The sequence below is a fragment of the Actinomadura sp. NPDC048394 genome (assembly GCF_040651755.1).
GTDB lineage: Bacteria > Actinomycetota > Actinomycetes > Streptosporangiales > Streptosporangiaceae > Spirillospora > Spirillospora montaniterrae.
Genome location: NZ_JBEZJL010000003.1, coordinates 91,807 through 111,211, shown reverse-complemented (window position 1 = coordinate 111,211; position 19,405 = coordinate 91,807). Strand labels below are relative to the sequence as shown.

General features: G+C 72.3%; 20 protein-coding genes, 1 tRNA gene and 1 pseudogene. 5 read left to right on the top strand and 17 right to left on the bottom strand.

The genetic code is table 11. The features are described 5' to 3' along the window. Window positions 1-45: 45 nt before the first annotated feature. From AB0C78_RS02745 to AB0C78_RS02735, 3 genes are read right to left on the bottom strand one after another with little or no spacing between them, the layout of a single operon-like run. Window positions 46-1,011: a D-alanine--D-alanine ligase gene (locus AB0C78_RS02745; protein WP_360740917.1), complete on the bottom strand. Its 966-nt coding sequence runs from the start codon at window positions 1,009-1,011 to the stop codon at window positions 46-48. Next, on the bottom strand, window positions 1,008-2,096 hold the full coding sequence (alr, locus tag AB0C78_RS02740; RefSeq protein WP_360740915.1) for an alanine racemase: 1,089 nt from the start codon (window positions 2,094-2,096) through the stop codon (window positions 1,008-1,010). Before alr ends, AB0C78_RS02745 begins: the two co-directional genes overlap by 4 nt. Next, the gene (locus AB0C78_RS02735) at window positions 2,093-2,617 is read right to left on the bottom strand and encodes a M15 family metallopeptidase (RefSeq protein ID WP_360740913.1); all 525 of its coding nucleotides are present in this window, start codon (window positions 2,615-2,617) and stop codon (window positions 2,093-2,095) included. The genes alr and AB0C78_RS02735 overlap by 4 nt, the downstream gene beginning before the upstream one ends. 695 nt (window positions 2,618-3,312) lie before the next feature. Between AB0C78_RS02735 and AB0C78_RS02730 the strand changes: the two genes are divergently transcribed. Then, a complete protein-coding gene (locus tag AB0C78_RS02730) occupies window positions 3,313-3,873 on the top strand; it encodes an alpha-ketoglutarate-dependent dioxygenase AlkB (protein ID WP_360740911.1) in 561 nt (186 codons plus the stop codon). Between the two features lie 65 nt (window positions 3,874-3,938). Here the strand turns inward: AB0C78_RS02730 and AB0C78_RS02725 are convergent, their stop codons facing one another. Beyond that, a complete protein-coding gene (locus tag AB0C78_RS02725; RefSeq protein WP_360740909.1) occupies window positions 3,939-4,448 on the bottom strand; it encodes a hypothetical protein in 510 nt (169 codons plus the stop codon). Between the two features lie 445 nt (window positions 4,449-4,893). After that, a tRNA-Tyr gene (locus AB0C78_RS02720) sits at window positions 4,894-4,975 on the bottom strand. A 151-nt stretch (window positions 4,976-5,126) separates the two neighbouring features. On the opposite strand from AB0C78_RS02720, the gene AB0C78_RS02715 reads away from it, so the two are divergent. Next, window positions 5,127-5,615, top strand: coding sequence for a YajQ family cyclic di-GMP-binding protein (locus AB0C78_RS02715; RefSeq protein WP_360740907.1), 489 nt, complete (start codon window positions 5,127-5,129; stop codon window positions 5,613-5,615). Between the two features lie 59 nt (window positions 5,616-5,674). Here AB0C78_RS02715 and AB0C78_RS02710 read toward each other — a convergent pair whose 3' ends face one another. After that, window positions 5,675-5,959, bottom strand: coding sequence for a helix-turn-helix transcriptional regulator (locus AB0C78_RS02710; protein WP_360740905.1), 285 nt, complete (start codon window positions 5,957-5,959; stop codon window positions 5,675-5,677). 35 nt (window positions 5,960-5,994) lie between these two features. On the opposite strand from AB0C78_RS02710, the gene map reads away from it, so the two are divergent. Beyond that, window positions 5,995-6,762, top strand: coding sequence for a type I methionyl aminopeptidase (gene map / locus AB0C78_RS02705; RefSeq protein ID WP_360740903.1), 768 nt, complete (start codon window positions 5,995-5,997; stop codon window positions 6,760-6,762). Here map and htpX read toward each other — a convergent pair. The 7 genes from htpX to AB0C78_RS02670 all read right to left on the bottom strand — a co-directional run bounded on the left by htpX (window position 6,759) and on the right by AB0C78_RS02670 (window position 14,063). Continuing rightward, entirely contained in the window at window positions 6,759-7,613 is an 855-nt protein-coding gene (gene htpX, locus AB0C78_RS02700) for a zinc metalloprotease HtpX (protein WP_360740901.1), read from the bottom strand. The genes map and htpX overlap by 4 nt on opposite strands. Before the next feature lie 89 nt (window positions 7,614-7,702). After that, complete coding sequence (locus tag AB0C78_RS02695) at window positions 7,703-9,193, bottom strand: NADH-quinone oxidoreductase subunit N (protein WP_360740899.1); 1,491 nt, start codon at window positions 9,191-9,193, stop codon at window positions 7,703-7,705. After that, window positions 9,193-10,695, bottom strand: coding sequence for an NADH-quinone oxidoreductase subunit M (locus tag AB0C78_RS02690; protein WP_360740897.1), 1,503 nt, complete (start codon window positions 10,693-10,695; stop codon window positions 9,193-9,195). The genes AB0C78_RS02695 and AB0C78_RS02690 overlap by 1 nt, the downstream gene beginning before the upstream one ends. Beyond that, a complete protein-coding gene (locus tag AB0C78_RS02685; protein WP_360740895.1) occupies window positions 10,692-12,668 on the bottom strand; it encodes an NADH-quinone oxidoreductase subunit L in 1,977 nt (658 codons plus the stop codon). Before AB0C78_RS02685 ends, AB0C78_RS02690 begins: the two co-directional genes overlap by 4 nt. After that, window positions 12,665-13,039, bottom strand: a complete 375-nt coding sequence (gene nuoK / locus AB0C78_RS02680; RefSeq protein ID WP_360740893.1) for an NADH-quinone oxidoreductase subunit NuoK — start codon at window positions 13,037-13,039, stop codon at window positions 12,665-12,667. The genes AB0C78_RS02685 and nuoK overlap by 4 nt, the downstream gene beginning before the upstream one ends. Beyond that, on the bottom strand, window positions 13,039-13,572 hold the full coding sequence (locus tag AB0C78_RS02675; protein WP_360740891.1) for an NADH-quinone oxidoreductase subunit J: 534 nt from the start codon (window positions 13,570-13,572) through the stop codon (window positions 13,039-13,041). Before AB0C78_RS02675 ends, nuoK begins: the two co-directional genes overlap by 1 nt. Next, complete coding sequence (locus AB0C78_RS02670; RefSeq protein ID WP_360740889.1) at window positions 13,569-14,063, bottom strand: 4Fe-4S binding protein; 495 nt, start codon at window positions 14,061-14,063, stop codon at window positions 13,569-13,571. Before AB0C78_RS02670 ends, AB0C78_RS02675 begins: the two co-directional genes overlap by 4 nt. Before the next feature lie 504 nt (window positions 14,064-14,567). Here AB0C78_RS02670 and AB0C78_RS02665 point away from each other — a divergent pair. Together AB0C78_RS02665 and AB0C78_RS02660 are read left to right on the top strand one after the other, a co-directional pair. Beyond that, window positions 14,568-15,302, top strand: a complete 735-nt coding sequence (locus AB0C78_RS02665) for a helix-hairpin-helix domain-containing protein (RefSeq protein ID WP_360740887.1) — start codon at window positions 14,568-14,570, stop codon at window positions 15,300-15,302. 79 nt (window positions 15,303-15,381) lie between these two features. Beyond that, window positions 15,382-16,128 (top strand): hypothetical protein, encoded by a 747-nt coding sequence (locus AB0C78_RS02660; protein ID WP_360740885.1) that lies wholly within the window; start codon window positions 15,382-15,384, stop codon window positions 16,126-16,128. 106 nt (window positions 16,129-16,234) lie between these two features. Here the strand turns inward: AB0C78_RS02660 and AB0C78_RS02655 are convergent, their stop codons facing one another. The 4 genes and pseudogenes from AB0C78_RS02655 to AB0C78_RS02640 all read right to left on the bottom strand — a co-directional run bounded on the left by AB0C78_RS02655 (window position 16,235) and on the right by AB0C78_RS02640 (window position 19,312). Beyond that, window positions 16,235-17,191, bottom strand: a complete 957-nt coding sequence (locus tag AB0C78_RS02655) for a complex I subunit 1 family protein (protein ID WP_151538951.1) — start codon at window positions 17,189-17,191, stop codon at window positions 16,235-16,237. After that, on the bottom strand, window positions 17,184-17,834 hold the full coding sequence (locus AB0C78_RS02650; RefSeq protein ID WP_360740883.1) for an NADH-quinone oxidoreductase subunit C: 651 nt from the start codon (window positions 17,832-17,834) through the stop codon (window positions 17,184-17,186). Before AB0C78_RS02650 ends, AB0C78_RS02655 begins: the two co-directional genes overlap by 8 nt. Before the next feature lie 563 nt (window positions 17,835-18,397). Further along, window positions 18,398-18,841, bottom strand: a pseudogene (locus AB0C78_RS02645) (NADH-quinone oxidoreductase subunit B family protein); the annotation flags it as partial. A gap of 99 nt (window positions 18,842-18,940) precedes the next feature. Beyond that, the gene (locus tag AB0C78_RS02640; RefSeq protein ID WP_225991408.1) at window positions 18,941-19,312 is read right to left on the bottom strand and encodes an NADH-quinone oxidoreductase subunit A; all 372 of its coding nucleotides are present in this window, start codon (window positions 19,310-19,312) and stop codon (window positions 18,941-18,943) included. Window positions 19,313-19,405: the final 93 nt, after the last annotated feature.

The window sequence follows — 19,405 nt, the reverse complement described above, 5'->3', positions numbered from 1 at the left end:
TATGCAAACCGACACGCCGCACGGCCCGAACCGGGGTGACGCGAATCACTCGGGGCCGGGGACGGTGGCGGCGTCGACCAGGCGCGCGACCAACTGCTCGTAAGGCAGCCCGGTCGCGGCGAACATCCTCGGCACTTGGGACTCTTCGGTCATCCCCGGCATGGTGTTGACCTCGTTCAGGACGGGTCCGTCGCCGGTCAGGAAGAAGTCGACGCGGGCGACGCCCGCGCAGCCGAGCGCGTCGAACATCCGCAGCGCCGCCCCGGTCAGGGCCGCCCGGTCCGCGCCGTCGATGCGGGCGGGCACGGTGAACCGCGCCGACCCGTCGTACTTGGACCGGGTGTCGAACAGGCCGTCGGTGTGGATCTCCAGCGGCGGCGACGCCCATCGGCGGCCGTCCGCCTCGCGCAGGACCGCCACATCGATCTCCCGGCCCTCGACCACCTCCTCGATCAGGATCCGGTCGTCGAACCGCGCGGCGCACCGCAGCGCCTCGCGCAGCTCGGACGCGTCGCGCGCCAGGGCGACACCGAAGCTCGACCCGGCCGACGCGGGCTTCACGACCACGTCCGTCTCGAACCCCACACCGGCGATCTCCGCGGCCGTGACCAGCCGTCCGGGCGCGGTGCGGATCCCGACGGCCTCCGCCACGAGCTTGGTCGCCCACTTGTCCATGCCGAGCGCCCCGGCGCGCAGGCCCGAGCCGACCATCGGCGTGTGCGTGAGGGCGCACAGCGCCGCGAGCGTCCCGTCCTCGCCGGTCGGGCCGTGGACCGCGGGGAACACGACGTCGGCCCGTTCGATGACGCCCAGCGCCTCCGCCAGCGAACCGATCGCCCGCTTCCCGAGCGCATCCGCGCCCCGCCGCCACGTCCCGTCGCGGTCGATGGTCAGCTCCTCGACGCCGAACCCGCCGGACCGCAGCGCCTTCGCGACCGCCGCGGCCGTGGCCAGGGAGACGTCGTGCTCGGCGCTCTCTCCGCCGCCGATCACCACGATGCTCCGTGTCATGCGATGCTCCTTCTCACACGCGGCCCAATGCCGGTGACGATGGTGTGCGGGATGGTCCCGGCCCAGCGGGCCCAGTCGTGGACGCTCGGGGTCGCTCCCCCGTCCGGGCCGAACACGGTGGCGGACGTGCCGGCCGGGAAGCACCGGTCGCCGGTGTCGATCACGATCTGGTCCATCGAGACCCGTCCGGCGACCGGGAAACGGCGCCCGCGGATCTCGACGCCGGCCCCGGGCGACAGCTCGCGCGGGATCCCGTCGGCGTACCCGACGGGCAGGACGCTCAGGTGGGTGTCGCGATAGGTGACGTACGCACCGCCGTAACCGACCGGCGTACCGGCCCGAGCCGCCGTCGTGTGGACGATCGGCGCCGTGAGACGGGACGCGCCGTGCAGCTCCACCGTCCCGGACGGATCGATACCGACCAGCCCCGCCCCGACCCGGACCATGCCGAAATGCGTCGCCGGATCGGTCAACGTCCCCGACGTGGCCGCCAGGTGGGCGAGCGGCGAACCCAGCCCCGCCGTCCGAACCGCCTTCACCGCCTCGTACATGCCGGCGACCGCCGGCGCGTTCGCCGCCGGCTCAGCCAGGTCAGCGCGGGGAAGATGCCCCATGACGCCCACGACGCGGACCCTCCGGGCCTTCTGGCCGCGCTGAGCGAGACCGATCAGCTCGTCCCACCGCCCGCGCGGGCAGCCGCCACGGGACATCCCGGTGTCCACATGGAGGTGGACCCGCACCGGGGACGCGGCCTGCACGATGAGCGCGGCGAGCTCGTCCACGGACCCGACCGCGACATCGACCCCGGCCGTCGCCGCCGCTTCCGCGTCGATCCCGGACGGATGCAGCCAGGTGAGGATCGGCACCGCCAGCCCTGCCGCGCGCAGCGCACACGCCTCCGCGACGCTCGTCGTCCCGAGCCACCCGGCACCCGCGGCGACGGCGGCCTCGGCGACCGTGACCGCGCCATGGCCGTAGCCGTCGGCCTTGACCACGGCCATGATCCTGCTCCGCGTCCGCGCCCGGACCTCCGCCACGTTCGCGGCCACCGCCTCGGGCAGGGTCCGCAAGGTCGGCCCGTTCACGGCCGCCTCCGCGGCGCGGCGTCCGGGTGCGGCAGCCGGATCGGCGCCGCCGTCCGGTACTCGAAGTGCCACCACTCGTTGTCGTAGACGCGGTAGAGCCCGTACCGCCAACCATGGCGTTCGAGCCACCGCGCGCCCTCGGTCGGCCGGACGTCGAGCCCGAACCCCCGCACGTGACTGGACTCCTCCGGCGGCAGCACCCGGCGCCGCGCCGCCCGCACCGACCCGGTCCGCCACACCTCCTCGGCGAAGATCCGGTACTGCTCCCTCGCGTCGCGGTATCCCGAGGTGAGGCCGATCAGCTGCCCGTCCCGCCAGAACGCCTCGGCCCGCGCCTGCGTGAACGCCGCCAGCGTCTCCGGCGCCAGCCCCCGAAGATCCTCAGCGGGAAAGCGCAGGCTCAACGCCCATTGGCACGCGAGAAAGCGAGCACGCCCCGGCCCGCGACAGAACGCGACCGGCACCAGCATCACCGCGACGACCCGGGTGACGAACGCAAGAACGCGCACCTTGACCGCCACGACTACCACCGAAGAGACAGCCCATGACGAGGGCCTGACTCAGCGAGAAACCGCCCGACGAGCGCGATCCCGCGCCTGCGTGCTGACAGTGATGGCCTGTGGTCCATGCCCCCACTGAAGACGGACGCCCGTTGCCACGGCGTATCCGCTTTTCCATACGCCCGCGATACACCGCCTCACCACCGCTTGCCAAAAACCCCGACCCGATAAACGAGGAACGTCGCGACGTTCACTAGCGGAGCCATCACACAGTGACGCCCGAAGGGCACCCTTCACAGGCTCCAGCCGACCACCGACAACGGGCGGGGGAGGTGCGCACCCCTTGGCTCACACATTCACCTGGGCGTCTTCCCTCGGCGGATCACCCAAGCGCGATCAGAGGAACAGCGATGATCGCTGTATACGAAGGACCGGGATCGCCACAGGCATGTGCCGGACCACGCGCCGGAGAACGTCGGTGAACGTCTCTCCCCCGGCCTCGCGCTGCTTCTGCACTCGGCTTCGGCGATCTTCACGCGCCACCTTACAAACACTCTCAGCAGGCAGCGGGGAGCACAAGGCCACCGCGTGAAGGCGTCCGTGACGGCCCGGCACCATCGGCTTCCCCATCGACCGAGGTCAGGCGCTGTGGGCCTGAACTTGCAAGCCCAAGCGAACCGTGGACCGGACAGAGACCGATCGATAGGTTTTCGATCATGGTTCCAGGCCTTCTGTGGGTCCACCGCTGGCTGGACGACGACAGCCAGCGGCAACTAGCTGCGAACATTGACGGTGCACCTTGGTCGTCGCAGCTGCGGCGCCGTGTCCAGCACTACGGGCACCGCTACGACTATGGCAGTCGCGGCGTGGACGACGCACCGGCCCCACCACTACCCGGCTGGGCGGTGGCACTGGCCCGGCGCCTGCACGACGACGGCCACTTCGACCGACGACCCGACCAGGTGATCGTGAACGAATACCTTCCCGGTCAGGGCATCAGCGCCCACGTCGACCACGTCCCCAGCTTCGGACCGGTCGTCGCCTCGGTCAGCCTGCTGTCCGCGTGCGTCATGGAGTTCACCAACTCCGAGGTCAAGACGCGCGTGCCGGTACGCCTCGAACCCGGCAGCCTGTGCGTGATGACCGGCCCAGCACGATTCACCTGGCGACACGCCATCCCCGCACGCAAGACCGACCCTGGCCCCAACGGCCGCATTCCCCGCGGCCGACGCGTATCCGTGACCCTGCGGACCGTCCTCCAAAGAACGCCGGGCTGAAATCCTGATCAGCTCGCTTGCGAGCCCGTCCGCACGCAATACCAGCTGCCATGTAGAGATCGCCCTCACGAGCGAGAGGCATGCGACTCTCTTCTCGGCCATACCAGCCATACCAGCGTCCAGAGGGCGAGTGCGGCGAGTGACAGCACAAGGATGATCGTCGTCCAGAGCCAATCCCAACCACCGCCCATCGGGTAAACGTCGACGCGGTCACCGGTGTCCCTCGCCGGCACCTGCTGACCGGCGTGGGCGACCTTGCCCTCGAACTCGACGTCGGCGCGTTGAACCTTCCCGTCGTAGGAAACAAAGTTTCCTATCCAGTGACATCCCGAATTCGTGCGCCAGCATTCTTCGGCGACGAAGATTCCGCGGGTTCCGCGATTGAGCTTCGCCGACCAGGCCGAACCGATGTCGAGAAGCGAGAAGGTCAGGAAACAACCGATGATGAGAAGGGACAACGATGCTTTGACCACCGAGCCGATACGCTCGCCGATCGAGGGGCGCCTGGACTTCGTAGCGCTTGACATGGTGCGTGTAGTCCGGATTCCGCTTCCATCAGCGGCATGCTGATCCACAAACCGAGTGTAAGCGGGCACCCATCCCCCGAACGATGGGGTTCCTCAGACCACCAAGCCACAGCTCGTCCGCCGCGAAGACCAACGTCCGGAAGGTGCTGCCCCGGTGCCGCGTAGCGCCCAGTCCACACGGCGCAGCCGCTGTTCCTCCCCCGCCATCCTCGACGGCTCGGCGTCGATGGAGCCCGCGCCCTGCCAGTCCAGCCGACGCAACGTGACATGATCGCAAGGCCTCGCGATGTACGCCCCGGCGCGGCCACCCGGTGAGCCGACGCCCACGCCACACGCTCCAGGCGGCCAGGCGTGGAGCCGCGCAGCAGCCCGAGCGCAGCTGCCTCGTGACGGCTGATCACGCCTACGCCGTGGGGCTCTGGCGCGCGCTGGAGCTTGGATGTGCGAACGGCCTCTGACCGTTGGGGCTGGTCAGAGGCCGTTTCGCGTGGTGTGGCGGGTGCAGGGTTCGAACCTGCGTAGGCTAAGCCGACGGATTTACAGTCCGCTCCCATTGGCCACTCGGGCAACCCGCCGTGGCGTCGCTCTCGCGACGGCACTGGAAAGAATAGCGGACGCGGCGAGTGGTCGTGACATCGGAGGCGGGCGGTGCGGAGCGGCGGGGGCGGGGCGGGAGTCGATACGCTCTCAGGACCGCGAAGGTGCTGCTGAGGGGAAGTGTGCGCGATGGCCGACAGCTCGTTTGACATCGTCTCGAAGCTCGACCGGCAGGAGGTCGACAACGCTCTGAACCAGGCCGCCAAGGAGGTGGCCAACCGGTTCGACTTCCGGAACGTGGACGCGGGGATCAAGTGGTCCGGGGAGAGCATCGAGATCCAGGCGAACACCGAGGAGCGGGCGAACGCCGTGCTCGACGTGCTGAAGGACAAGCTGGTCAAGCGGGGCATCTCGCTGAAGGCGATCGACCCGGGCGAGCCCAGGCTGTCGGGGAAGCTCTACAAGCTGGGCGTCGGGCTGAAGGAGGGCATCTCCCAGGAGGACGCGAAGAAGATCGGCAAGATCGTCCGGGACGAGGGGCCGAAGGGGATCAAGGCCCAGGTCCAGGGGGACGAGCTGCGGGTGAGCTCGAAGAAGAAGGACGATCTGCAGCAGGTCATCGCGTTGCTGAAGGGCAAGGACCTGGACGTCGCCCTCCAGTTCGTCAACTACCGGTAGACGCGGCGAGAGCGCGCCGGCCGCCTCCCCCGCAGAGGCGGCCGGCGCGCTCTCGTGGTTTATGACGCGGCGGCGGGCTCGTCGGTTCGCTCCGATTCGCAGAACGGTTCGAGGCGGGCGGCGAGGGCGGTCAGGTCGAGGTCCAGGACGCGGGCCAGGGACGCGACGGTGAAGAAGGCGGGGGCGGCGATGGCGCCGCGCTCGATCTTGCGGAGGGTGTCGAGGGAGATGCCGGCGTCGTGGGCGACGGCGGCGGCGCTGCGGGGGCCGCGGGCGGCGCGGAGGACCTGGCCGAGGGCGCGGCCCCGGTCGCGCTGCTCGTCGGTGAGTGGCGTGCGGACCATGGAAGCATTCTAATACTGGTATTACTATCTTCGCCATGGTGACGTACCGAAGCCCACGGGAGTGGGAGCGCATGCGCGAGGCCGGACAGGTCGTGGCCCGGATCCTGGCGGGGACGCGGGAGGCGGCGGAGCCCGGCCTGCCGGTGGCGGAGCTGGACGCGGTGGCCGGGCGGATCTTGAAGGAGAACGGCGCGACGTCGCCGTTCCTGCACTACAAGCCGAGCTGGGCGCCCGTGCCGTATCCGGCGAACATCTGCGTGTCGGTCAATGACGTGGTCGTGCACGGCATTCCGGGCGGGCGGGTGCTGAAGGACGGGGACCTGGTCTCGGTGGACTGCGGGGCGACGCTCGGCGGGTACTGCGGGGACGCGGCCGTGTCGTTCTTCGTGGGGTCCGGGGACGAGTCCGGGCAGCGGCTCCTGGACGTGACGCGGACGGCGCTGGAGCGGGCGATCGCGGCGGCCGTGCCGGGGAACCGGATGGGCGACATCGCGAACGCGGTCGAGCGGACGGCGCGCGAGGCCGGTTACGGGATCATGCAGGGCTGCGGCGGGCACGGGATCGGCACGGAGATGCACGAGGACCCGCCGGTGCCGAACGTGGGCCGGGCGGGCAAGGGGATGCCGCTGCGCGAGGGCCTGACGATCGCGATCGAGCCGATGCTCCACGAGGGCGGGTCGGACGAGGCGCGGACGCTGGCGGACGGCTGGTCGATCGCGACGGCGGACGGCAGCCGGGCCGCGCACTTCGAGCACACGATCGCGATCACCGGGGACGGCCCGGTGATCCTGACGGCACTCTAGGGGCGGTCCGCCATCCGTTCGAGGCGGGCGATGCGCTCGGCGGTCGGCGGGTGGGTGGAGAACAGCTTGCCGATGCCGGCGCCGCGGAACGGGTTGGCGATCATCAGGGCGCTGGTGGTGGCGAGCTCGGGGTCCTGCGGCAGCGGCATCGCCTGGGTGCCCGCCTCGATCTTGCGGAGGGCGGCGGCGAGGGCGAGCGGGTCGCCGGTGAGGCGGGCGCCGGCGGAGTCGGCGGCGAACTCGCGGGTGCGGCTGATCGCCATCTGCACGACGGCGGCGGCGACGGGGCCGAGCACCAGCATGAGCAGGGCGCCGAGGACGCCGGGCCCGTCGTCGTCGTCCGCCCGGCCGATCGGCAGGAAGATCGCCAGGTGCGACAGGTAGGTGATCACGGTGGCGATGGCGGCGGCGACGGAGGAGATCAGGATGTCGCGGTTGTAGACGTGCGAGAGCTCGTGGCCGAGGACGGCGCGTAGTTCGCGCTCGTCCAGCATGCGGAGGATGCCGCGGGTGCAGCAGACGGCGGCGTTGCGCGGGTTGCGGCCGGTGGCGAACGCGTTCGGCTGGCGGGTCTCGGAGACGTACAGCCGGGGCATGGGCTGGCGGGCGGTGGTGGACAGCTCGCGGACGAGCCGGTAGAGCACGGGCGCCTCGACCTCGCCGACGGGGTGGGCGCGCATGGAGCGCAGCGCGATCCGGTCGGAGAAGACGTAGGCGACGCCGTTGGTGCCGAGGGCGATGACCAGCGCGATGGTGAGGCCGGCGGTGCCGCCGAACGCCCAGCCGATCGCGAGCATCAATGCCGACAGCGCAGCGATCAGTGCCGCCGTCTTGACGCCGTTGAACCGCACTCTTCGCCGCCTCCCCGTCCAGGCCCGACATGAACGACAACGGTGTGACCAGCCCCAACGTTCCCGGGGCCGGCGCGTCCCCTTCCAGGCTAGGTCGCGGCGGAGACGGTCTGGAGGACGATCTGGGGGGCGATCGAGAGCACGACCGCGCCGGCGGCGGTGGCGGCGAGGGCGGCGCGGACGGGCCATCCGGGCAGCGGGTCGGTGAAGGGGCGGACGGGCGGGGTGAACAGCCGGACGGCCCAGGCGAGGTAGTAGTACAGGCCGATGACGGTGTTGATCGCCATGATCACGGCGAGCCAGGTGACGCCGCCGGCGACGGTGGAGCGGAACACCACGACCTTCGCGAACAGCCCCATGACGCCGGGCGGGAGGCCGGCGAGGCAGATGAGGAAGAACGCGAGGGCGGTCGCGGTGGCGGGGCTGCGGTGGGCGAGGCCGCGGAAGCCGTCCAGGGTGTCGCGGTAGGGGCGGGCGCCGCGGAGGCCGCGCCGCGCGAAGCCGATGACGACGGTGAACGCGCCGAGGTTCATGACGGCGTAAAGGGCGACGTACGCGGTGGTCGCGGCGACGGCCTCGGGCAGGCGGTGGGACCCGACCGACAGGGGCGCGAGCATGTAGCCGGACTGGGCGACGGACGACCAGGCCAGCAGCCGGATCGCGGTCCGCTGGCGGAGCGCGACGAGGTTGCCGAGCGTCATGGTGAGCGCCGCGAGGACGCCGATCACCGGGCCCCACACGTGCCCGTACGCGGGCAGGCCGAGGGCGAGGACGATCGCGAGACCGGCGAATCCGGCGGCCTTCGACACGACGGACAGGAACGCGGCGACGGGCAGCGGCGCGCCGTTGTACACGTCCGGGGCCCAGAAGTGGAACGGGACGGCGGCGACCTTGAACGCGAACCCGGCGAGGACGAGGACGGCGCCGACGGCGGCGACCGGGTCCAGGTCGGACGGGAGCCGGTCGAGGGCGGGCGCGATCCGGTCGAGGTGCATGGCGCCGGTCGTCCCGTAGACCAGCGAGATGCCGAACAGCATGATCGCGGTGGAGACGACGGAGACGAGGAACAGCTTGAGCGCGGCCTCGGACGCCCGCCCGTCGTAGCGGCGGAGGCCGACGAGGGCGAACACCGGCAGCGACAGCGTCTCCAGCGCGACCAGCAGCAGGACGAGGTCGCGGGCGGCGACGAGCGTCAGGGCGCCGATCACGGCGCACAGCAGCAGGAAGTGGTACTCGCCCGCCGGGATCTCCGCGTCGGTGATCTCCTGGAGGGACAGCAGCACGACGACGAGGGCCGCGGCGAGCACGATGCCCTGGAACAGCAGCGTGAAGTCGTCGGTGACGTAGGAGCAGGAGCGGGGGCCGCCGCCGCGCAGCGAGGCGGGCACGCAGAAGGTGGCGCGCCGGTCACCGGGCGCCAGCGCGATCACCGCGACCAGCGCGGCGCCGAGGGACCCGCCGCAGGCCAGGCCGAGGACGCGGCGCGGGGCGTCGAACGCGTCGGCGAGCAGCAGCGCGAGCGCGGCGGCGGCGACGATCAGCGGCGGCGCGATCGCCGCGTAGTCGATGCCCTGAATCATCAGCCGCCTCCGAACAGCGCGCGGACCGGCGCGGCGGTCACGTCCAGCAGGGTCTTCGGCCACAGCCCGACGAGCAGGGTGAGCGCGATCAGCGGGACCCAGGCGGCGTACTCCTGGGCGGACACCACGGCGCCCGGGTCCGCCGCGGCGGCCGGCCGCGTCCCGTGCGTGATCTTGGCGAGCATGCGCAGGAAGTAGCCGGCGGTGAGCAGCGCGCCGATCCCGGCGACCGCCATGAACGTGACGAACGCGGCGCGCGGGAGGTCGGCGTGCGGGCGGTACGCGCCGACCATCGCGAGCATCTCGCCCCAGAACCCGGCGAGGCCAGGCAGCCCGAGCGAGGCGACGGACGCGAACGTCAGCACGGACGCCAGCCGCGGCGAGGTGCCGAGCATGCCGCCGCCGATCGCGTCCATGTCGGTGGTGCCCCAGCGGTCCTTCACCGCTCCGGCCAGGAAGAACAGCAGCCCGGTGATCAGGCCGTGCGCGATGTTGCCGAACAGCGCCGCGTTGATCCCGACGGGGGTGAGCGTCGCGATGCCGAGCAGCACGAACCCCATGTGCCCGACGGACGAGTAGGCGATCATCCGTTTGAGGTCGCGCTGGGCGAGGCAGGCGAGCGCGCCGTAGACGATCCCGATGACGGCGAGGAGCCCGAGCCACGGCGCCCACACCTGCGCGCCGTCCGGGGCGAGCGGCAGCGCCACGCGGACGAGCCCGTAGGTGCCCATCTTCAGCAGCACCCCGGCCAGCAGCACGGACCCGACGGTCGGCGCCTCGGTGTGCGCGTCCGGCAGCCAGGTGTGCAGCGGCCACATCGGCGCCTTCACCGCGAGCCCGATCGCCATCAGCGCGAACGCGGTGATCTGGACGCCGCGGGAGACGCCGGAGCCGTGCCGCGCGGCCAGCTGGACCATGTCGAGCGTGCCCGCGTTGACGGCGACCAGCAGCATCCCGGCCAGCAGCAGCCCCGATCCGAGGAGCGTGTACAGGATGAACTTGGCCGCGGCGGCGCGCCGCCCGTCCCCGCCCCACAGCATGATCACCACGTACATGGGGATCAGCACGGTCTCGAAGAACACGAAGAACAGCACGAGGTCGAGGGCGGTGAACGTGCCGATCAGCCCGATCTCGAGGACGAGCAGCAGCGCGGTCAGCAGCCGGATCCGCCCGCCCGCCGGGGGATGCCGCAGCGTGTACAGGAAGCACAGGAACGTCAGCAGCGCGGTCAGCACGACCAGCGGCAGCGAGATCCCGTCGGCGCCGAGGTGGAACCGCAGCCCGATCGCGGGCGCCCACGCCCAGTCCGCCTGGAGCTGCGTCCGGGACGTGTCGCCGAAGTCGAACGCGGTCATCGCGGACACCGCGACGAGCAGCGTCGCGGCGGACACGCCCGTCCCGAACGCCCGGACGGCGAACCCGGTGCGCAGGAACCGGTCCGCCGGGACGAGCATCGCGAGCGCCCCGAACAGCGGGATCGCCATCATCCACAGGAAGATCACCGGAAGATCACCACCAGGGCCGTGATGACGACGACGCCCGCGAGCAGGCCCGTCAGGTACGTCTGCGGGTTGCCGTTCTGCGGGATCCGCAGCAGCCCTCCGAGCCGCCGCGCGCCCCGCCCGGCTCCGACGACGGCCGCGTCGACGCCGCGCCGGTCGAACCGCACGACCCCGCGCGCGAGGGCCTGGACGGGCCGGACGACCGCGATCGCGTACAGCTCGTCGACGTAGAAGCCCCGCGCGAACACCTTGCGCGCCGGCCCGAGGGCCCCCGACGGGTCGGACGCCGGGTCCCGGTTCCACAGGAGGAACACCGCGCCCCCGCCGATGAGCAGGAGCGCGATGCCGAGCAGCGCCGGGCCGATGTGCGGGCGCAGCTCGCCCGCCCCGAGCCCGAAGAACCCGAGGACCGCCGCCGGGACGGCCAGCGCCGCGACCGTCCACGACATGATCCTCGACGGCTCGCGGATCTCGTACGTCCCGCGCGGCTCCCCGAAGAACGCCATCAGCCAGGCCCGCATCGCGTACGCCGCCGTCAGCGCGACCGTCAGCAGCAACCCGAGATAGACCAGCCACGCCACCCCGGACGGCAGCGTCGTCCAATGAGGCTGGTCCTGGTAGAGGCCGAAGGAATGGATCATGGTGACCTCACCGGCCACGGGACCGCTGTTCAGCGGGGCGTAGGCGAACCAGCCCGCGTCGGTCGTCTCGCCGCCGTGCAGGGCGGCGTGCTGGGCGGCCTCGATGACGGAGTCCTTGCTGAACCAGCCGCTGAACGGCGGGACGCCCGCAAGGGCCGCGAACCCCGCCGTCATCGACCAGAACGTGACCGGCATGCCGCGCCGGAGCCCCCCGTGGTTCGCGAGCAGCGCGGACCCGGTGGTCGCGATCACGCAGCCGGCGGCGAGGAACAGCAGCGCCTTGAACGCCCCGTGCGTCAGCAGGTGGAAGATCGCCGCGGACTTCGCGCCGACCGCGAGCGCGGCCCCCATCACGGCGAGCTGGCTGATCGTCGAGTAGGCGAGGACGCGTTTCAGGTCGTCCTGGGCGAGGGCCGCGAGCGCCGCGCCGACCATCGAGACCACCGCGATGACGCCGAGGACGGCGAGAGCGCCCGGCGCGGCGGCGAACGCCCCGTACAGCCGCGCGACGACGTACATGCCGGCCGCGACCATGGTCGCGGCGTGGATCAGCGCGCTGATCGGCGTGGGGCCCGCCATCGCGTCCGGGAGCCAGGTGTGCAGCGGGAACTGGGCGCTCTTGCCCGCGACCCCGGCGAGCAGCAGCAGCGCGGCGGCGGTGAGCGTCGCGTCCGGCATCGTCCAGACCCGGGCCAGGACGCCGTGGATCTCGAACGTCCGCGCGCCGAGCCCGAGCACGATGATCCCGATGAGGAACCCGACGTCGCCCAGCCGCGTCACCAGGAACGCCTTGACGGCCGCGCGGGAGTTCGCCCGCTCCTCCCAGTGGTGGCCGATCAGGAAGTACGAGCAGATGCCCATGACCTCCCAGCCCACGTACAGGACGAGGAGGTCGCCGGCGAACACGACCAGCAGCATCGCGGCGGTGAACAGCGAGATGAACGCGGCGTAGGACGAGTAGCGCCGGTCGCCGTCCATGTAGCCGACCGAGTACACCTGGACGGCGAGCGCGACGCAGCAGACCATCAGCGCCACGACCGCGGACAGGCCGTCCACCTGCAGCCCGACCCGGATCGGCACGGACCCGGTGTCGATCACCGTCAGCGTGCCGGTCCGCTCGCCGGGGTCCTGCCAGACGACGAACGCGACGATCGCCGCCAGGACCAGCGAGACGGCGACCGGCGCGCAGGCGATCAGCGCGGGGCCGTCGCGCAGCGCCGACCGTTGGCCGGGAAGCCGCCCGAGCAGCCGCCCGAGGGACGGGCCGGCCAGCATCCCGCCGAACGCGGCGAGGAACGGCAGCAGGATCGCCAGGGACGCGAGCCAGATCACGGCGCCGCCTCCTCGACCGGCTCGGCGCCGGGCTCGGTGCCGGGCTCGGACTCGGGCTCCTCGTCGGATTCGGCCAGCTCCCGGAGCCGGTCGACGTCGACCATCCGCCGGTTCCGGTACACCAGCAGGACGATCGCGAGGCCGAGCCCGACCTCCGCCGCCGCGATCACGATCGTGAACAGGGTGAGCACCTGCCCGCCGTGCAGCCGGTCGCGGAACCGCATGTCGAACGTGACGAGGTTCAGGTTCACCGCGTTCAGCATCAGCTCGACCGACATCAGGACGAGGATGGCGTTGCGCCGCGCGAGCACCCCGTAGACGCCGACGGAGAACAGCAGCGCCGCGACGACGGTCGGGTAGGCCAGATGCATCAGCCGCGCCCCTTCCGCCGGCCGGGCAGCCGGGGCCCGATGTCGGTGCGGGACAGGACGATCGCGCCGACCAGCGAGGCCAGCAGCAGCACCGACAGCACCTCGAACGGCAGCACCCACGTGCGGAACACGCTCGCGCCGAGCTCGCTCGCCGACCCGCCGCCCGCGCGCAACGGCATCTTCTCGTCCCGGAACCCCATGATCATGACGGTGACCAGGACCGCGGCGGTGGCGACGGCGACCGCGGCGGCGGCCCACCGGTTGCCGGAGTCGAGGTCGGCGGAGTCGCCGATCGGCGCGCGGGTCAGCATGATCCCGAACAGCAGCAGCACGACGACCGCGCCGACGTAGATCAGGACCTGCACCCACGCGACGAACTCCGCGGTCAGCACCAGGTAGCCGCCCGCGAGCGCGCCGAACGACAGCACCAGCCACAGCGCCGCGTGGACGAGCCGCCGCGTCGTCACCACCATGATCCCGGCGCCGACGGCCACCACCCCGAGCAGCGTGAAGACGATCTCCTGGCCGCTCACGGCCCGCCTCCCGGACGGCCGGGCGGCGGGCGCCGCGCGGCCCGCGCCGCCGCCTTCTCCGCCGCCGCGACCTCCTTCGGCGGCTCGGCGGCCGGGTCGTGGGCCTGCGGCGGCGGGACCGTCCACATCCACTCCCGCAGCCGCTCCTTCTCGTGGGTCAGCTCCGCGATGTCGTACTCGGAGTACTCGAACTCCGGCGACCAGAACAGCGCGTCGAACGGGCACACCTCGATGCAGATCCCGCAGTACATGCAGAGGGCGAAGTCGATCGCGAACCGGTCGAGGACGTTGTGGACGCGGGGCCGCCCACCGCCCTCGGCGGGGACGGTCTCCTTGTGCGAGTCGATATAGATGCACCAGTCGGGACACTCGCGCGCGCAGAGCATGCACACGGTGCAGTTCTCCTCGAAGAGCGCGATCACCCCCCGGCTGCGCGGGGGCAGATCGGGCTGTACCTCGGGGTATTGACGCGTGATGGAGCGCCGCGTCATAGTCCGCAACGTGACGGCCAGCCCCTTGGCCAGCCCACCTCCTGGCAACCGTCCCACGCGCAACATGATTGCGTACGAAACGCCGCGGTGGAACGCGGCGGGTTCGGCGTTCGTCGGACGATACGCGGGCACCCGCGGCCCGCGCTCCTGTACGCCTGCGGGCAAGGAGGACATGTGAGCCACCATGCGGACGGACAGTACGACCACGGAGCCGACCACGCCCGCCCGCAGTCCTCCACGCCTTCGGGCGCCACACCGCCGGGCGGGACGCCCGTCCAGGGGACACCGCCGGGCGGTATGCCGGTGCACCGCACCACCAAGCCGGACGGTTTCACGCCGCCGCGCGGCTCCTCGCTGCCGCCGCGTCCGCCCGTTCCGCCGCGCCCGGCCGCAGTCCCGCCCCTTCCTGCCGAGCCGCCGCGTCCCTCCGCACCGCGCCCGCCTTCCGCGCCCCACCCACCTTCCGCACCGCGCCCGGTGCCGCCGGCGCGTCCCGTCCCGCCGGTGCGTCCCGTCCCGCCGGCAGGACGGCCGGACGCGTCCCCGACCTGGGGTTCCGGGGGGTATCCGCTGCCGCCGCTGCGTCCGGTGCCGCCGCTTCCACCGCCGCCCGCGGAGCCCAACGGCGTGCTGTGGGCGATCATGCCGTTCCTCACGCTCGGGTTCGCGACGCCCGTGACGTTCCTCTACGCCGCCGTCAAGCGCGGCTCGTGGAACCACGGGGCCGCCGCGGCCGGGTACGGGGTCGGCCTGGTGGCGGTCCTCGCCGCGCTGAGCAGCGGGAACATCCTGCTGATCGCGCTCGGCACGATCCTGCTGCTGACGCTGTGGCCCGCGGGCACGGCGCACGCGTTCGCCGTCCGGCGGCAGGTGTACCCCCGCGAGGTCCCGCGCAGCCACCACAACGAGAACGCCGTCGAGTACGCCAAGTACCGGCGGAACCTGCGCGCCGACGCCCGCGCGATCGCCGCCGACGACCCGGCCCTCGCGCACGAGCTGCGGATCGGCCGCCCCGACGTCCCGCGCGCCTACGACGACGGCGGCCTCGTCGACGCCAACCACGCCCCGGTGGAGATCATCGCGGCGCTGCCCGGGATGACGGAGGAGCTGGCCGAGCGGGTCGTCGCGCACCGGGACGAGCACGGCACGTTCGTGTCCGTCGAGGAGATGGCCGTGGACTGCGACCTGCCGCCCGCGATCATGCCGCAGCTCTCCGAGTACACGATCTTCCTTCCCTGATCTTCCGCAGATCCCGATCCGCTGTCGGCCCCGTGCGCTAGAAAGGGACGGCTGCCGCTCCCCGCCTCCGGAGGCCACCGTGCCCGATCCCGCTCCCGCCGCGCCCGACGCCCTCGACCTGGACGAGGAGGAGAGCACGGCCCACAGCTGCTACCTGCTGGAGTTCTCGGTGGGCTCCGGCGGCGCCCGCCAGGGCGACGTCTTCGTCGGCACGTCCGTCGCCGACCTCGCCGCCGCCTTCGCCGGCCACTACCACGGCCACGGCGCCGACTCCTACCTGGTGATGTGGTACGGCGCGCTGCTGCACCTGTGGGTCGTCCAGGAGGGCGTGATCGTCGAGGGCGTCGACCTGCACCCGTACCTGCGGACGGGCGACGCGCGGTGCGACGAGGCGCTCGCCGAGACCATCGCCGCGCAGCGTCGGGACGACGACCTGTGGGACGTCCTCGACCAGGTCATGGAACCCTACGACTTCGCCAAGGCGCGCGCTCTGCCGCTGCTGGCGCACGTCCTCGACCTGTACGAACGGAGCGAGGACGGGGACGCCGACGCCGGATCGCGCCTCGACCGGATCCTGGAGGACGCCGACGCGGAGAAGGCGCCGGCGTCCTACGACGGGGTGACGGTCGAGCGGCTCGACCTCGACTGGGACGCCGTCGCCGCCGCCGCGCCGCCCCTCCGGCAGCCCCTGCTGGAGACCGAATGGGTCCGCGTCCGCTGGGCCTCCGACGACCTCATGGAACCGGACACCTACCTCAACCCCTGGGGCGAGGAATGGGTCGAGCCCCTCCACCTCGGAGCGAACGACCTGGAGAACGGCGACTGACGGCCCGCGCAGACCGCTGGCCCGGCGGCGCGTGACCCGCGCGGGCCGGCGGGCTGGCGGTCCGACGGCGCGTGGCCCGCGCGTCGCGTGGCTCGGCGGAAAGGGGTCAGGCGAAGGCGACCTTGAGGACGCCGGTCAGCGCGAGCTGCGCCAGCGACAGCGGCACGAGCCACGCCCACGCGAGCTTCTGCAGCTGGTCCTCGCGCATCCGCGGGTAGCTGACCCGCAGCCAGATCACGCAGAACGCCAGCACCGCGACCTTGAGCAGCGTCCAGAGCCAGCCCAGCTCGGTGTCCAGGAACGGGCCCTTCCAGCCGCCGAGGAACAGCACGGCCGTCAGCGCGCACAGCACCACGATCCCGGCGTACTCCGCCAGGATGAACAGCGCGAACCGCAGCCCGCCGTACTCGGTGTACGGGCCGAAGATGATCTCCGAGTCGGCGACCGGCATGTCGAACGGCGGGCGGCGCAGCTCGGCGAGGCCCGCGACGAAGAACACCACCGCGCCGATCGCCTGCCACGGCAGCCACCACCAGCGCCACTCGCCGACGATGCCCTGCAGCGACAGCGTGCCCGCCGCCATCGCCACCGACGACGCCGCGAACACCATCGGCAGCTCGTAGGACATCAGCTGCGCGGCGACCCGGATCCCGCCGAGCAGCGCGTACTTGTTCGCGCTCGCCCAGCCCGCCATGATCGCGCCGATCACGCCGATGCCCATCACCGCGAGCGCGAAGAACACCCCGACGCCGAGGTCCAGCGCGACCTGCCCGCCCGGCCCGACCGGCACCACGATCAGCACCAGCAGGTACGGGACGAGCGCGACGCCCGGCGCCAGCTTGAACACCCACCGGTCGGCGTCGCGCGGGACCACGTCCTCCTTCTGCGCGAACTTCACGCCGTCCGCGACGAGCTGCGCCCAGCCGTGGAAACCGCCCGCGTACATGGGGCCGAGGCGGCCCTGCATGTGCGCCATCACCTTGTGCTCGGCCTGCCCGACCAGCAGCGGCAGCAGCGCGAACGCCGCCGCGACCAGCACCAGCTTCCCGATGATCTCAAGCATCCGGGCCCCGCTCCCGCGGCGGCCGCCGCGCGTCCGGCTCGTCCGGCTCCCGCGGCGGGCGGCCCGCGGTCCGGCGGCGCTCGGCCACCTCCGCCCACGGGCCCTCGTCGGGCACGCCGGGCGGGCGGACGCGGCGGCGGCTCGGCGCGCCGTGCCCGGACTCGCCGGGCTCCTTCGCACCCGGCCACGGCTTCGCGACCCGCGCCGCCAGCACGAAGTCCTTGCGCAGCGGATGCCCTTCGAACCCGTCCGGCAGCAGCAGCGGGACGAGGTTCGGGTGCCCCTCGAACCCGATGCCGAACATCTCGGCCGTCTCCCGCTCGTGCCACGCCGCGCCCCGGTACACGCCGGTGGCGGTCGGCAGCGACGGGGCGTCCCGCGGCACCCGCGTGCGGACGAGGAGGTGGTGGCGCCGCTCCAGCGAGTACACGTGGGCGACGACCGCGAAGCCCTCGTCGAGCTCGTCCACGCCGGTCAGCCAGTCGAAGAAACCGCAGGCCAGGTCGTCGCGGGCGAAGGTGAGCGCCTCCACCCAGCGGTCGGCCGGCACGCCGACGGACAGCCCGCCGGCCGTCTCCTCGGTCGTCACGCCGTCGCCGAACCGGTCCGTCCAGGCGGCGGCGAGTTCCGCGGGGGCGCTCACCGGTCCCGCCCGATCTCGTCGTCGTTCCCGTCGTCGGCGAGCCCCGGGATGATCGACGGGTCGTGCTCGTCCCGGCGCCGCCGCTGCGGTCCGGCGGCGGGCTCGTCCTCGGTGGCCGGGATCGGCCGCGTCTCGTCATCGGGCCGGGCCGCGCCGGGCTCCGGTTCCGGTTCGGCGGCGGGCAGCGGCCTGGTGTCGCCCTCGGCGGCCGGCGCGTCGCCGGGCGCCTCGGCCTGCGGTTCGACGGGCGGCACGGGGCGCGTCTCGTCGTCCGGACGCACCGCCTCGGCCTCGGCCTCGGTCTCGGGCGCCGGGACGGTCGGCGGCTCGGCGGGTGGAAGCGGGCGGGTCTCGCCGGCGGCCTCCGGTTCGGGCGCGTCGACCGGCGGCGGCACGGGACGCGTCGTGTCCGAAGCGGACGGCTCGTCCGGCGCAGACGGCTCTTCGGAGGCGGGGGGCTCGGCGGGCGGCGGCTGGAGGGGGCGGCGCAGAACGGTGGCCGAGAACGGCCGCGGCGCGGGCGGCGGGCTCATCGGGTCGCCGCCGTCGTAGCGGTCGCCGAGCGACTCGGCGGCGATCTTCTCCTGGAGGTGGACGATGCCCTGCAGCAGCGCCTCGGGACGCGGCGGGCAGCCCGGCACGTACACGTCCACCGGGATGATCTGGTCGACGCCCTTGGTGACGCAGTAGGAGTCCCAGTACGGGCCGCCGCAGTTGGAGCAGGCGCCGAACGAGATCACGTACTTCGGCTCGGGCATCTGCTCGTACAGCCGGCGGACGGCGGGCGCCATCTTGTCGCTGACGGTGCCGGACACGACCATCAGGTCGGCCTGGCGGGGGCCGGGCGCGAACGGGATGACGCCGAGCCGGATGAAGTCGTGCCTGCTCATCGAGGTGGCGATGAACTCGATCGCGCAGCAGGCCAGGCCGAAGTTGAAGACCCACAGCGAGTAGCGGCGGCCCCAGTTGAGCACGAACTTGACCGGCTTGGGGGCGAGCCGCGACAGCGGTCCGACGCTCGGCGGCGGGAGATCGATGGTGCCCACGCATGCATTGTTACAGCCCGGACGGCACCCGCCGGAGGCCTCGGGCTCCGAGCCCGCGGCTCAGAGCCAGGACAGGACGCCCTTGCGGCCCGCGTAGAGGAGCCCGACGGCGAGGAAGCCCAGGAAGACGAACATCTCGCCGAGCGTGGTGGCGCCGTAGCCGGGGGCGGAGAAGACCGTCGCCCAGGGGAAGAGGAACACGGCGTCCACCGCGAAGACGACGTACAGGTAGGCGAAGACGTAGTAGCGGATGTAGGAGTGCGCCCAGCCGTCGCCGACCGGGTCGACGCCGCACTCGTAGGTGGTGAGCTTCTCCACAGTCGGGCGGTGCGGGCGGAGCATCCGGTTCGCGGCGAGGCCGCCGCCGACGATGCCGCCGCCGGCGATCACCAGCGCGGCAAGCGCGACATATGAGTCGAAATAGTTATGCACCGCCACCCTCCCATCCGCGTCCAAGCAAGTATCCCCGAAAGGGGCGTGCGGAGTGTGGCGTCGTACCTCCACCTCGGTGGATCACAATGCCAT